The organism is Desulfofundulus sp., from assembly GCF_049701015.1.
Lineage (GTDB): Bacteria > Bacillota > Desulfotomaculia > Desulfotomaculales > Desulfovirgulaceae > Desulfofundulus.
On sequence record NZ_JBNATZ010000011.1, the window covers coordinates 1 to 14,061 of the forward strand.

At 56.1% G+C, this 14,061-nt stretch carries 14 protein-coding genes and 1 pseudogene; all 15 read right to left on the bottom strand.

What is annotated here, in order from left to right:
* A partial coding sequence (locus ACPLUI_RS01565; protein WP_424658514.1) for a hypothetical protein occupies window positions 1-187 on the bottom strand: 187 nt, incomplete at its 3' end.
* A 338-nt stretch (window positions 188-525) separates the two neighbouring features.
* Window positions 526-1,812: a transcription termination factor Rho gene (gene rho, locus ACPLUI_RS01570; RefSeq protein ID WP_424658515.1), complete on the bottom strand. Its 1,287-nt coding sequence runs from the start codon at window positions 1,810-1,812 to the stop codon at window positions 526-528.
* Between the two features lie 259 nt (window positions 1,813-2,071).
* Window positions 2,072-2,530, bottom strand: coding sequence for a DUF2062 domain-containing protein (locus tag ACPLUI_RS01575; protein ID WP_424658516.1), 459 nt, complete (start codon window positions 2,528-2,530; stop codon window positions 2,072-2,074).
* A gap of 3 nt (window positions 2,531-2,533) precedes the next feature.
* Complete coding sequence (gene fsa, locus ACPLUI_RS01580; RefSeq protein WP_424658517.1) at window positions 2,534-3,196, bottom strand: fructose-6-phosphate aldolase; 663 nt, start codon at window positions 3,194-3,196, stop codon at window positions 2,534-2,536.
* A 56-nt stretch (window positions 3,197-3,252) separates the two neighbouring features.
* Window positions 3,253-4,066: pseudogene (locus ACPLUI_RS01585) on the bottom strand (class II fructose-1,6-bisphosphate aldolase).
* A gap of 111 nt (window positions 4,067-4,177) precedes the next feature.
* Window positions 4,178-4,582 (bottom strand): response regulator, encoded by a 405-nt coding sequence (locus ACPLUI_RS01590; protein WP_424658518.1) that lies wholly within the window; start codon window positions 4,580-4,582, stop codon window positions 4,178-4,180.
* A 100-nt stretch (window positions 4,583-4,682) separates the two neighbouring features.
* Window positions 4,683-5,432 carry a YIP1 family protein gene (locus tag ACPLUI_RS01595; protein ID WP_424658519.1) on the bottom strand — a complete coding sequence of 250 codons (750 nt, stop codon included), beginning with the start codon at window positions 5,430-5,432 and terminating at the stop codon, window positions 4,683-4,685.
* Between the two features lie 30 nt (window positions 5,433-5,462).
* The gene (sppA, locus tag ACPLUI_RS01600; protein ID WP_424658520.1) at window positions 5,463-6,434 is read right to left on the bottom strand and encodes a signal peptide peptidase SppA; all 972 of its coding nucleotides are present in this window, start codon (window positions 6,432-6,434) and stop codon (window positions 5,463-5,465) included.
* 56 nt (window positions 6,435-6,490) lie between these two features.
* Window positions 6,491-8,101: a CTP synthase gene (locus tag ACPLUI_RS01605; RefSeq protein WP_424658521.1), complete on the bottom strand. Its 1,611-nt coding sequence runs from the start codon at window positions 8,099-8,101 to the stop codon at window positions 6,491-6,493.
* A 311-nt stretch (window positions 8,102-8,412) separates the two neighbouring features.
* Window positions 8,413-8,574 carry a XapX domain-containing protein gene (locus ACPLUI_RS01610; RefSeq protein ID WP_424658522.1) on the bottom strand — a complete coding sequence of 54 codons (162 nt, stop codon included), beginning with the start codon at window positions 8,572-8,574 and terminating at the stop codon, window positions 8,413-8,415.
* A gap of 150 nt (window positions 8,575-8,724) precedes the next feature.
* Window positions 8,725-10,401, bottom strand: a complete 1,677-nt coding sequence (gene argS / locus ACPLUI_RS01615; protein WP_424658523.1) for an arginine--tRNA ligase — start codon at window positions 10,399-10,401, stop codon at window positions 8,725-8,727.
* Window positions 10,402-10,411: 10 nt separating this feature from the next.
* Window positions 10,412-10,834 carry a DUF1934 domain-containing protein gene (locus ACPLUI_RS01620; protein WP_424658524.1) on the bottom strand — a complete coding sequence of 141 codons (423 nt, stop codon included), beginning with the start codon at window positions 10,832-10,834 and terminating at the stop codon, window positions 10,412-10,414.
* A 247-nt stretch (window positions 10,835-11,081) separates the two neighbouring features.
* Window positions 11,082-11,237 carry a hypothetical protein gene (locus ACPLUI_RS01625; protein ID WP_424658525.1) on the bottom strand — a complete coding sequence of 52 codons (156 nt, stop codon included), beginning with the start codon at window positions 11,235-11,237 and terminating at the stop codon, window positions 11,082-11,084.
* A gap of 346 nt (window positions 11,238-11,583) precedes the next feature.
* The gene (locus ACPLUI_RS01630; RefSeq protein WP_424658526.1) at window positions 11,584-12,291 is read right to left on the bottom strand and encodes a hypothetical protein; all 708 of its coding nucleotides are present in this window, start codon (window positions 12,289-12,291) and stop codon (window positions 11,584-11,586) included.
* Between the two features lie 29 nt (window positions 12,292-12,320).
* Window positions 12,321-13,634, bottom strand: a complete 1,314-nt coding sequence (locus tag ACPLUI_RS01635) for a sulfite exporter TauE/SafE family protein (RefSeq protein ID WP_424658527.1) — start codon at window positions 13,632-13,634, stop codon at window positions 12,321-12,323.
* Window positions 13,635-14,061: the final 427 nt, after the last annotated feature.

Below are 14,061 nucleotides of genomic sequence, written 5' to 3' on the forward strand. Positions count from 1 at the left end.
CTTCCTTTTGCAGGATATCCAGGTGCGCCCGGAACAACTGCGGCGTGATGACCGCAGAACCGCGGGGGGTATTGCTGATGTGGTGGTACATGAGCACGGCCACCCGGTTTTCATAACCCGGATGAAAACCTGCGGCACCGGGGTGGCTAAAAAAAAGCGAAAACAGCCCCGGAGTAAAAATGAGCAACGTTCTGATAACCTCCAGGAATTTCATGGTTACCTCTCGCTTTACTCACCAATTTGATTTGACGCCCGGCTTTTATTATACAACTTCCCTGATGCGGGAGCAAAGCAAAAAGCTTGCATTCAGGAGCTAAGAAAAATTGGACAGGTCTAAACTTACTATAACTTTTTAAACAAAGCATCTCCGTTTTGTAAACAAAGTGTTAAGATGACTGCCCTGGAAACAAAGGCGCGGCCCTTAACAAAGACCGCACCGGTTCCCGGGGAAGAGCCAAAAGCCAGTCGTGATCCCGGCCTTACTCAGATCCCCCCACCCCGTGGGAAAGTACGCTGTGGAAACTTTTACTGACCTTCGGCGGTAATATCCCTCCGCACATCGGGGGGCCTGTCTGGAGGAACCACCGGACCGCTTTTACGGGCTGCACGGAAGGAGCGCAGGAGCTCTTCATTGGTTTTTGTCTTTTTCATACGCTCCACGAGCATCTCCATGGCCTCCCAGGAGGCCATGCCCACGGTAGCTTTGCGGAAAAACCAGATCCACTCCAGTTCATCCCGTGTCAACAGGAGTTCTTCCTTGCGGGTACCCGAACGCTGCACGTCAATGGCCGGGAACAGGCGACGTTCCGCCAGGCGGCGGTCCAGGATCAACTCCATATTGCCCGTACCCTTGAACTCCTCAAAAATTACGTCATCCATCCTGCTACCCGTTTCGATGAGGGCGGTGGCCAGGATGGTCAGGCTACCACCTTCCTCCAGGTTCCTCGCGGCACCAAAGAAACGTTTGGGCTTGTGCAAGGCAGCAGGGTCTACACCGCCGGACAGGGTGCGCCCGCTCGGAGGGATCACAAGGTTGTGTGCCCGGGCCAGCCTGGTGATGCTGTCAAGCAGGATGACCACATCCTGCTTGTGTTCCACCAGACGCTTGGCCCGCTCCAGCACCATGTCGGCCACTTTGACATGATTCTCCGGCGGCTCGTCAAAAGTGGAACTGACCACTTCCCCGTCCACAGAACGTTCAATATCGGTAACCTCTTCCGGCCTTTCATCAATGAGCAGCACGATGAGGTAAATTTCCGGGTGATTCCGGGTAATGCTGTTGGCAATTTCTTTTAAGAGCATGGTTTTCCCCGCCTTGGGTGGTGCGACGATCAAACCCCGCTGCCCTTTCCCGACGGGGGCAACCAGGTCGATAATCCTGGCAGCAATCCGGTCGGGCTCGGTCTCCAGGCGGAGCCGCTCCTGGGGGTAGAGTGGGGTCAGGCCGTCGAAATGCAATCTTTCGGCAGCTTTCTCCGGATCGACCCCGTTAACCTGTTCCACGCGCAAAAGGGCATAGTAGCGCTCGTTTTCCTTAGGCCCGCGTACCTGGCCGGCTACAAGGTCGCCCGTGCGCAGGTCGAACCGACGGATCTGTGAGGAAGACACGTAAATATCGTCGTTACTGGGCAGGTACTGGAAAGGGCGCAGGAAACCGAAACCGTCCGGGAGTATCTCCAGCACTCCCTGGGCATAGATAAGTCCATTTTTTTCAGTCTGGGCTTTGATAATTTCAAAGATCAGTTCCCGCTTGCGCAGGCGGGAATATCCGGTAAGCTCCAGCTCCCGGGCTATTTTGTATAATTCCTGCATGGTCTTGCCTTCTAATTCCGAATAATTCACATTACATCCTTTCCTTTCCAAGTACTGATTCAGGAAAAACCCTTACCCGTAATCAAAGGGGGGCATCCCCCCGGTTGACCAGTTGTACTGTACTATAGTTGTACCAGATATAATTAAGAATAACTAACAAGGGAGATCTGAAAAAGATTTAGCAGGAGAGTTGAAGGAGAGCATGTCCGCCTGTCTCTCCCCGCCTAGCCTGGGGATACGCACAAAGAGGATGGCAGAACTATCGGGGGCGTTTCCGGGTACGCCGTATCTCCAGCAGGTGGCGCAGGGGGAAATAAATAAGAACCCAGGCGAAGGCAGCGTCCACGGTTGCACCAACCAAAAAGGGGAGGGATACCTGTTTGAGGGTAGACAGGGACCTCCCGGCACAGGGTGCCGGAGTGCCCCCGGTGACAGCGCTGCCCACCAGATAATTAAGGATGTAAAACACGGGTACGGCCCACTTGAAAAAGATGGCTGAAAGGGCGGCCGCAAGGGCGTTCACTCTTAGAGCCCGGGCCAGCAGGTAAGCCACGGGGATGCTGAGCAGGGGAATTGGGAGAAAATCCAGGGCCGTACCCAGTGCGACCCCGTGGGCAATCCTGTACGGGGCGTCTGGAAGGTCCAGCACACGGTTATATTTTTCTACGAGGTAATTTTTCCAGCCAATAAGCTTTTCCTTGACGCGTGTTACCAGCATGGTTTAGACCGGCATCTTTCCCTTCCCGGGGACCGTAGCCCAGTCGGCCAGGAATTTTTCAATACCTGTGTCAGTAAGGGGGTGCTTAAGCATCTGCATGAGCACTTTATAAGGTACAGTGGCAATGTCCGCACCGGCCCGGGCTGCCATGGTCACATGCACCGGGTGGCGAATGCTGGCCGCAATAACCCTGGTCTGGAAATCATAATTGCTGTAAATGGTCATGATGTCGTGGATCAGTTCCAGCCCATCGTACCCGATATCATCCAGCCGGCCCACAAAGGGACTCACATAGGTAGCCCCGGCCAGAGCGGCCAGAAGAGCCTGATTGGCAGAAAAGACCAGTGTCACATTGGTTTTAATCCCCCTGGAAGAAAGGAACTTCACCGCTTTAAGTCCTTCACCGGTCATGGGGATTTTAACCACGATGTTGGGGTGAATGGCAGCGAGTTCCTCCGCCTCCCTGATCATTCCTTCCGCTTCGGTGCTCACCGCTTCGGCACTGATCGGCCCGTCTACAATAGCCGTGATTTCCCGCACCACTTCAGCAAAATCCCTGCCCTCCCGGGCAATTAAAGAAGGGTTGGTGGTCACGCCGCTGATCACCCCAAGGGCATAGGCCTTCTTGATCTCTTCGACGTTGGCTGTATCGAGAAAAAGTTGCATGGAAAGTCCTCCTTGCATGCTGTCAAAGTTTATCTCCCCAAAGACACCAGAACATTTTATACCCCAGCTTTTCCGGAACAACCGAAGACCCGCATTTTCTCCCGGATCAATTCAACGGCCGCTTCACGGGCGGGACCCAGGACTTTACGGGGATCGATCTCCCCGGGGTTTTCATCGAGCACCCGCCGGACGGCCCCCACAAAGGCTTCCCGGATATTGGTATCGATGTTCACCTTGCGCACTCCCCGGCGGACGGCCTCCCGGATGCACCAGCTCTTTAATCCTGGTCAGCCGGTCAAAATCCAGCCTGGGCTCTCCCTTGTAACGGCCGTGAGCCGTGCCGACGGCTACTGCCAGGGAATCGACACCGGTTTGTTCTACAAAGTAACGGGCCTCTTCAGGGTCGGTAAAAAAGGCTTCCCGCTCGGCAACAGCGATGTCGTCCTCCACGCCTCCAATCCTGCCCAGCTCGGCCTCAACGGAAACCCCCACCGGCCTGGCTGCCGCCACCACCTGGCGGGTGAGAGCAATATTTTGCTCCAGGGGCAGGTTGGAACCATCGATCATCACCGAGGAAAAACCGGCCACCAGGCAGCGCATCACCTGGTCAAAACTGGTACCGTGGTCCAGGTGGAGGGCCACCGGTATCCTGGTCCTGCGGGCCGCTACCCGTGCCATGGCCGCAATATAGTCCACGCCGGCATACTTGATGGCCCCCTGACTGGCCTGCATAATTACCGGCGCTTTTTCCGCCTCGGCTGCAGCCACGATGGCCTGCACCACCTCCAGGTTGTTGCAGTTAAAAGCACCCACGGCGTAGCCTTCCGCTTCGGCTGCCTTAAGCAGCACGCTTACCGGAACAAGGGGCATTTTACCTCCCCCTTTCTTTTCTCCAAATTATCCCCCGCCAAAGAGTTTTTTAGTACAGATGCCCGGCGGTACCCGGCCCATCAAGGCATATTATATACGTTTTATATACGTTCAACCAATTACGCCCAGGTATCTCCTCACAGGCCGCCTGTCTGCCAACAGTGCCCGGACCAGATAACGCACTTCCTGGAGGTCAAAAGGCTTGCTCACATAATGCCGCACCCCTAGCTTTTTGACTTCCCCGAGCAGCTCGAGATCCCCGTAAGCGGTCATGACAATCACCGGTACATCCTGATTTATCCTGCGAATTTCCCGCAGGGTATCCAGCCCGCTCATGCCGGGCATCTTCATATCCAGAAGTACCAGGTCTATGCCGCCCTGTGCAAGCTTCTCAAGCGCCTCGGCCCCTGAAACGGCCAGATCCACCTCATATCCTTCACCACTGAAGGCCTCAAGGAGCATCCTCCGTACCCCGGCCTGGTCATCCACTACCAGCAGGTGATAGCTGCCACTCAAAAAACCGTACCCCCTTACCTGAATGGTTATCCGTCTTGTAACGTGATAAAGAAGTGTTTCGGCAGGGGGGTCAAAATCCCTTTTCAGACATGAAAAATTTTTACCAGGATGATGCGCCTCCCAGCGGCAAAAAGGCGGAAAAGCCGGCCGCGAAAAGCACCAGTAAGATAACGCCGGCCAGGATAATCACGGACGGTGGCAGCAGCAGCGTAATCAAAGCACGGCCCGCCGAAAACTGGTAAACCTCCTTCAACCCCAGGACCACCAGCACCAGAGCCCACACAAACACTACCAGCCCTAAAATGACAGTGATTACGGTCAGGGCCACTCCCCGGGTATTGAACAGCAGGAGCAGTAAATCAGCGGGTATCAGGACCAGCGCCGGCAGCGAAGCCAGTCCGGTCACGGTTAAAACACCCGGAGCGCTCCCCCGGCCACCCATCAACCCCGCGGTGAAGTGCAGAAACGCACTCACCACCAGCCACTTCAGGTACTGAAAAACCAGTCCTGCCACCGCCACAAGGGGAGCGGCCGGCGCGAGCCAGTTAATACCAGCTGAGGGGCGGCCACCAGGCAGCAGGGCCATGTGATACCCCACCAGAGCTCCCATCAGAGCACCGGCCAGGTTGACCAGGGTGAAGATCACAAACGCCGCACCAAGGGGCGGATGAGGAGCCAGCCTTCTGAAGGTGACCGCAGGGTCGAAAAAAACCCCATAAATGATATCCAGGAAGCTCGTCGGGGTATCCGGCGGCGGTATCTTTTCACTGGCCGCATTTCCCACCGGGGTAGCGTAAAAGTCCTCAGCAGGGCCCCTCTCCTCACCCGAATTCTGGATGCGCTCTTCCACCTGAACCACCTCCGTTTTTAATTATCCCTCTCATGAGCCGGGGAACCGCAGCGTATCCTCCTCCGGGCCGGGAGGGAGGCACGGGGGGCAGAGCAGCCAGATGGCAGTTTTCGTATCCGGAAAAGCGCTGCCGGGACCTTGGTCAGAAATCACCCCGGACAGAATCTCAGACCAGAAACTGCGGGGGCCCAGGTCGGTGGTGACGGGGTCGGGACCCAGCCCCGCCAGACGACCGGCCAGGCGAATGGCATCCCGCAGGTTGCCCAACTCGTCGACCAGCCCCAGCTTTTGAGCCTGCCGCCCGGTATAAACCCGGCCGTCGGCCAGTTTTTTCACCCGGTCCAGCTCCATCTTCCTCCCTTCAGCTACTGCACGCAGGAACTGGTCGTAAATGTCGTTAACCATGCCCTGGAAGATGTCCTGTTCCTCAGGAGTTACAGGCCTGCTTGGCGACCCCATATCTTTGTGGGGGCCGCTTTTAAAGGTGCGCGTACTGATGCCCAGCTTGCTGTACAGGCCCTGCAGGTCCTGGGTTTGCATGATTACGCCGATGCTACCGGTAAGGGTGCCGGGGTTGGCCACAATTTTATCCGCCCGGCTGGCAATCCAGTAAGCTCCGGAAGCCGCAGCATCACCCATGGAGGCCACCACTTTCTTGCCGCTTTTGCGCAGGTTGTCCACTTCCGCGGCAATCTCCTGGGCGCCTGCAGCGGTCCCTCCCGGGCTGTTCAACCGCAGCACCACTGCCTTCACCCCCGGGTCCTGCGCCGCCCGGCGGAGCCGGTCCATCACCTCTTCCGAACCCGTGCCGGCACTACTGAAGAGACCCGGACTCACCCGGCCGCTGACAATGGTGCCGGTAATGGGGATTACAGCTACAGCGCCGGCACCGCGGTAAACTCTTATGCCAGCGGCGGGTCGTGAAAGCACACTCACCAGCCCGGCGACAAGGGAGAGCAAAACCACCACACATACCACAGCAGCCACGAACCTTCTCTTCACACCAGAAAACCTCCCACGGGCTATTCTTTACCAGGCCGCTCGTTCCCATGCAGGATTCAAGCGCGGCTTCCCCGGAAAGCCAGGGAGGCACCGATAAAGTCGCGGAAAAGAGGGTGAGGCCGGTTGGGTCTGGATTTAAATTCGGGGTGGAACTGCGTACCCAGAAACCAGGGGTGCTCCGGCAGCTCGACGATTTCCACCAGGTAACCGTCCGGTCGCGTACCGCTGAAGACCAGGCCTCCCCGGGAAAGTTCATCCCGGTAGGTGTTGTTCAGTTCGTAGCGGTGGCGGTGTCTCTCATAGATGATCTCTTCCCCGTAGGCCCTGTAGGCCAGGGTCCCCGGTACCAGGCGGCAGGGATAACGCCCCAAACGCATGGTGCCGCCCAGGCGGTCGAGCTCTTTTTGTTCCGGCAGCAGGTCGATAACCGGATACGGGGTGCCGGGATCAAATTCGGCACTGTTCGCTCCGGGCCAGTTCAAAACGTGGCGGGCATATTCCACCACCGCCAGCTGCATCCCGAGGCAGATGCCCAGAAAAGGAACTCTCTTCTCCCGGGCATACCTGATGGCATTGATTTTCCCTTCGATGCCCCGGTCGCCGAAGCCCCCGGGAACCAGCACCCCGTCGACATCACGGAGATAATCGGCAGCCGGCCTGGACTCCAGTTCTTCGGAATTGATCCAGCGGATGTCCACTGCAGCGCCGTGGTAGAGCCCGGCATGACGCAGGGCTTCAGCCACGCTGAAATAAGCATCGGGTAATGAGACGTACTTGCCTACCAGGCCGATGGTAACTTTCTCCCGCAGGTTTTTCATACGGTTGACCATATCTTCCCACTCGGTCAGCTCGGGAGGATGGCAATCCAGACCCAGACGCTGTACCGTTATCTCCCCCAGACCCTCCCTCTCCAGCATCAGGGGGACCTCATAGATGGAGGGAGCATCCACCGCCTGGATTACCGCCCGGGGGTCGATGTCACAAAAGAGGGCTATTTTTTCCTCCATTTCCCGGGAAAGGGGGCGTTCCGTACGGCAGACAATAACGTCGGGTTGAATGCCGATGCTGCGGAGTTCTTTTACGCTGTGCTGGGTGGGTTTTGTTTTTAATTCATTGGCTACTTTGAGATAGGGCACCAGGGTGACGTGGATGTACATGACGTTCTCCCGTCCCAGGTCGGTGCGCAGCTGGCGGATGGCTTCCAGAAAGGGGAGGGACTCGATGTCGCCCACAGTACCGCCAATCTCGGTAATGACCACGTCCGGGTTTGATTCGGCGGCAACCCGCAGGATCCTGTCCTTGATCTCGTTGGTGATGTGGGGAATTACCTGAACCGTGGCACCAAGGTAGTCGCCCCGGCGCTCTTTGGTGATTACCGACCAGTAAATACCCCCTGTGGTCACATTGCTGCTGCGGCTCAAGTTGCTGTCGATGAAGCGTTCATAGTGCCCCAGGTCCAGGTCGGTTTCCGCCCCGTCCTCAGTAACAAAGACCTCCCCATGCTGGTAGGGGCTCATGGTACCCGGATCAATATTGATGTAAGGGTCCAGCTTTTGGATGGCCACCTTGAGACCACGGCTTTTCAAAAGGCGGCCCAGGGAGGCGGCCGTAATACCTTTACCCAACGATGACACTACTCCACCGGTGACAAAAATAAATTTGGCCATGATAGCCTCCTGTAGACATTATTGCTGTAGTTTCTATGATGACGATATCCCGGATTATCAGCAAAAACCGGGGCATCCCTGTGGTACGGCAGAACCCGTGACCACAAAAACCAGCCAAAGCCGGGTTAAGATCCAGTCAACCCATGATGAGGGGATGCCGTACTCTCAGGACCTCACTCCCCGCTCTGCGCAGGACCGCACAGCACCCCTTAACACAAGGTTCTGCTGGATGTTGTTTAAATTTGCCGTTTTTTTGCAAGTAAGCTTACACCTATCCTATTCTAGCCGTGGCAAGAGGACATGTCAACATATTAGCGGTACATGAAACGGGTCACCACAAGGTAGCCCAGAAAAAGGCCCAGCACCCCCATAACCCCGGCCAGGGTAGGAGGTGCGGGCACGGGTAATCTCAACCAGGCAAAAGCGGCACCGGCCACAAAACCCGTGATCAACGCAAAAACTGGCTCCTTCAACAAAGCAAACACTCCCGAAACGTAAATATTCAGTGAACCCGGTCTCGCTAAGTTTGGCATCTGCCCGGCTCAATGTCGCTCGCTTCGTGCAAAACGGCAGCTATTTTCATCCCTTATAGGCTGCGCAGAATGCGTCACGGGTATCTACAATCACATCCGTTCCGGAGCGGAGAGACCCAGCAGCCGCAGGCCGTTCCGCAGGACTATACGGGTGGCGTCCACCAGCACCAGCCGCGCGGAAGTCAGAGCCTCGTCACCGGTAATAACCCGGTGGCTGTTGTAAAAGCTGTGCAAGAGTCCCGCCACTTCGTGCAGGTAACGGGCCATACGGTGGGGGGCCAGGTCCCTCGCCCCCTGGGCCACCTCCTCGGGAAAATCGGCCAGCTTGCGGGCCAGGGCCAGTTCCGCCTCTTCTTTTAAAAGTCCCAGGTCGACATGCTCCGGCACGGGGGTTTCCCGGTCCAGCTGGCGTAAAATGCTGCAGACGCGCGCGTGAGCGTACTGGATGTAATAAACCGGGTTCTCGTTGGTCTGAGCCCGTGCCAGATCAAGGTCAAAATCCAGGTGGCTGTCGGCACTACGCATCACGAAGAAGTAGCGGGCCGCATCTTTGCCGACCTCCTCCACCAGTTCTTCCAGAGTGACAAACTGGCCGGAACGCTTGCTCATGCGCACGAGCTCGCCGCCACGGTACAGGCGTACCAGCTGCATGATCACAATTTCCAGGGCTTCGGGGTTGTAGCCCAGGGCGGCCACCGCCCCCTTCATGCGCGCCACGTGGCCGTGGTGGTCCGCCCCCCAGATATTGATGATGCGTTCGAACCCCCTGCGAAATTTGTTCAGGTGGTAGGCAATATCCGCGGCAAAGTAGGTGGGCACGCCGTTGCTGCGCACCAGCACCTCATCTTTTTCCACCCCGAACTCCGTGGCCTTGAACCAGAGCGCACCCTCATATTCGTAAAGGTAGCCCCGGCGACGCAGGATATCAATGACTTCCTGCACCGCTCCCGATTCATGCAGGCTCCTCTCGGAAAACCAGACGTCATAATGAACGCCGAAATCCTCCAGGGCCTTCTTGATAGCGGACATTTTCTCTTTCAGAGCGTACTCCACCAGCACGCGGCGCCTTTCCTCTCCCGGGGCGTTCAGGTATTCATCGCCGAAACGCTCCACGAAACCCCTTACCGTGTCGATAATGTCTTCCCCATGGTAGCCTTCCTCAGGCACTTCAGCCGGGCGTCCCAGGAGCTGGAAATAGCGGGCCTCCAGGGAACGCCCGAAGTTTTCGATCTGGTTGCCGGCATCATTGATGTAGTATTCCCGGGTTACCCGGTATCCGGCAAAATCCAAAATGGCAGCGATGCTGTCTCCGAGGGCCGCTCCCCGGGCGTTACCCATGTGCAAGAGACCGGTGGGGTTGGCGCTGACAAATTCCACCTGTACCCGGGAACCGCGGCCGAGATCAACCCGCCCATAGTCCCGATCCGCGGCAATGATGCGGGGCAGTTCCGGTATCACCCAGCTGGGGGGCAGGTAAAAATTAATAAAACCGGGTCCGGCTACCTCCACCTTTTCCACCGGTACCCCGGTCAGATCCAGATGCGATACCAGGACCCCGGCAATCTTGCGGGGTGCGAGCCGGGCGGGCCTGGCCAGCAGCATGGCAATATTGCTGGCAAAGTCACCGTGCTCCTTTTCCCGGGGAACCTCCACCGCAAATGCCGGAAGAGCAACCTCGGGCAACAAACCCCTGCTTACAGCAGAAGCCAGTGCCCTCTCCAGAGCACCGGCCAGGTGTTCCCGTACTTCCTGGACTAAACCCTTCATCTCTTAAAAGCTAAACCTCCTGCACGGTTATGGATAATTCATTGTAACCAATTCTTTGCCGGCATAATTCCAGCTCGTATTCCAGATTAATACTTCCGCCGAACTCTGTCAAGTCCACCTCCACTTTCCAGGGTAACACCCTGATCCACATGGACCCGTAAGGCGTCATGTAACTGGTTTCATGGTGGATTCCCTCTTCAAAAACCTGCTTGACTTCGGCCGTACCCATGCGGTTCAACGTAACCCGGCTCGGTTCAGCCTTCAGCGAGGTAGTGGTCCCGGCCAGGCCGGAAACTTCAGACTCATTGTAAACGATGTAATAAGAACTGTTTTTCTGATAATAGTTGGCCTTCGTTACCAGTTCGATTGTTTCCCGCTCCCCCAGGTCATTGGTCTGCGTCCCACGGATGGTTACAAGCACCTCTTTGCGCAATACCAATCATCCTTTCACCTTAAGAGCCGGGCAAGGGCATCTTAACGAAATTTTAAATATTATATCCTGTTTTTCGTCAAGCAAAAAGAGGGTATTTACTTTTCCAGGCTGAAAATTTGGGCGCTTAAGGACGGAGGACGCAAAAAAGCTGAATGGTCCCCTTAAAAAACAAAAAGGCTCCTTACGGATGCCTTTTTTTGCCGCGCGGCACAAAAAACCGCGCCTATGGATGGCTTATCCCACTTTTTTAGTGAAAGAGGAAAGATACAATATTATTATAAAAGTCATTCATAAATACTTTGACCACCAGCAGAGCCGTCAGATTGATAATAGCGCCCACTCCCAGGATATCTACCGCCAGGCTCAGGCCCTCCAGCCAGCGGGGTGATTGACCTTTATTCATGCTCCCACCCCCTCGGGTCAAAGCGGGACTTTTTCCACCTGTGAGTGTAGTGACAAGGGCTGCTGGAACTGTAGTGACAATTTGTGCGAAACTGAACAATCTCCATTTACCCGCCCTGTTGATTTTATTATAGCCCCAAATTTTCAGAAATCAAGAGCCCGGTGACAAAAAGATAAAACTCACAAGCACAAAGACAATCTCCTGCCCGCTCTGGCTCCTCATTCCCCCGGAACAGTGCAAAAATAAATAAAAAACAGGCGGCACCTGTTAAAAGTACCGCCTGCCCAAACTCTTCTTCATGCCCCCGCCGGAGACCAGCCAACCGGCGGGGTTTCCGAACCGGAGATCAGGCTTCTGCCTTTTCCCCGTGTGCGGAGGCCGAAATGCCCAGCCCCTCGAAGATGAACATCATGGCAAAACCGTACCAGATGGTGTAGATGATGTAAAAGGCGAGCATGAAGGTAAGAGCGCCTGCCTTGTCGGCCACTCTGGCCGCCCGGATCCCCTCGAAGTTGTAGGCGGGCTCCAGGGCCTTGGTCATCATCGCTTCCGAGAAGGACATCTCACTGGTACGCGCCTCCAGTTTATACTGTTTCTGGAGGGAGCTGAAAAGGTTCCACCAGTAGTAAACAACTTCCCGGGATTCCAGCCCGTAGAGACTCTTGATCTCAGCGCCTTTGTTGTTAAAAGCCGCGTCCGCATCGGTGAGCGCCGCCCGGGCCACGCTGCCCAGGTCGCCGCTTACTGTCAGCTTCTGTCCCTTTACGTTCACTGTGGCGCCCGCAGTTGTAAAGACCCGGGCCATTTTTTGCGCTTCTTCTTTATTCTTGGCTTTGACGGTTACCTGAAAACTCTCCCCATCAAATTTGGCGGCTTTTTTCATCACACCGGAGATGTAGTGGCTGGAGCCCTTGGTCAACTGGTTAAACAGGTCGTCGGCATAACCAATAACCGTTTTGCCGTTGATCACCGGGCTCATCAATACCGCCAGGACCACCAGGAAGGAAATGAGCAGCACCAATCCGATGAAGAATTCCCTTTTCCGTATAATCATACCGGATCCCCCCTTTTTTACAGGCCGGTTCAATGACCGGCACCGGCACTGCCAGCCGTGAGAGTCTGCCTCTCGGCCTCCCGGATCCTGCCGGCACCCTTGAGGAACACGGCCAGGATCCACAGCGAGAAGATGCCTACCAGGGTGAAGAAGATGACCGTACCCACGCTGTTGATCATGGCTGCCGTAGACTTGTTCAGGCTGATCCAGCCAACTTCATTGAGCTTGCCGGGCAGGGCGCAGATGCGGTTCACAAAACCGGCCAGGATGGTGAGGGCGTAGAAGGCCCTGATAGTGACACCTTTCACCATTTTAGTGACCAGGGCACCTATCTGCACGCCCACCAGAGAGCCCAGGAGCATCCCCATGGCCACGCTGTAGAACACGTAGCCGTAAATGGCATACTGGGCGATGGAGGAGTAGCCGGTGGTGAAGATGATCTGCAGGATATCGGTACCCACGGTGGTGAAGGTTGACACACCCAGGCCATATACAAACATCGGGAAGGTGAGGAAGCCGCCCCCCACGCCCATGATGGCCGCCACAAAACCGACGATGAAACCGCAGATGATAACGGGGTATACCGCAATGCTTCTACCCCCGGCGACGATGTGCTCGTCGAACTTCACGCGGGGTTTCAAAGGCAGGGACTGCAGCCATTTGGCGAACCTGGTGGTGGCTTCGGTGCTGGACTTCTGCGTCCCCGTGCTCCTGCTCATCCTGACCCAGTCGGCGAAAGCATAGATCCCCAGAATACCGAGCATGAGCACATAGACTGCACTGATGAAGGCATCGCTTAAAGCGGGGCTTTTCTGGTAAATGGCCCGGTTGAGCACGCCACCGACGGAAGCACCCGTTACCGAACCCAGGACGAACCATACAGCGATCCAGAAGTTGACGTTCCCCATCTTGCGGTGGATGACCGTACCCATGATTGCCTTGGCAAAGAGGTGGAACTGGTCGGTACCCACGGCCATGATCCCTTTGACACCGATGCTCATAAGCGCCGGAGTCAGGACGTAGCCGCCACCCGCTCCAATGACCCCTGTGATTAACCCGGCCATGATGCCCACAAAGATCGAACCGATGAACATCTGCGTGGTGGCAAAGCTGGGCATGTAAGCCTTCTGCCCGCCGATGAAGTCGGGCAGACCGGCCGCCATGGCCATCTCCATACCCAGACCCAGAAGGACCGGGAACAGGGCCACCAGAAGAAGTTTCCAGCGCCGGTACAGAATTTGCCGGCTCATTTCGAGTTCCCACCGGGCCTGCTTCCGGGACAGGTCTGTTAGAAATTCACCGGCCGCAAGGCCTCCCCCGGCAACTTTTCTAAGAATTCCCATGGATGATGCCTCCTCCCCAGAAAATAGTCGTCGTTAACTCGGTTTCGTGATTAATACAAGGACGAATACTCCGATGGAAAACTCCTTGAATTAGTTCCCCCAATACCAGGTTTGGATCACTACATGAAGCCTCGCCAGTTCGATTCTTCCAGCCGGGCTGGTCCCATTGCTCCTGGCACCGCGCCGGCCATCCCACCTCCTCCCCTTTTTTGCTACTACAAACCGTAGTGACAACATCCAACCATCTAAACCCGGGGTTCCTGGAATTTTCCGCACTCGAAGATTGTGAAATGATTCACTTGATCGGGTAATTTTTTGTCACTACCCGTTTCTGGTAGTGACCCCGGCCCTCCGGTGGAATTGATTCACAAATACCACTTTATTTCGCGACCCACTGCCCGTACGTCCCAGCTCCCGTACTATTTCG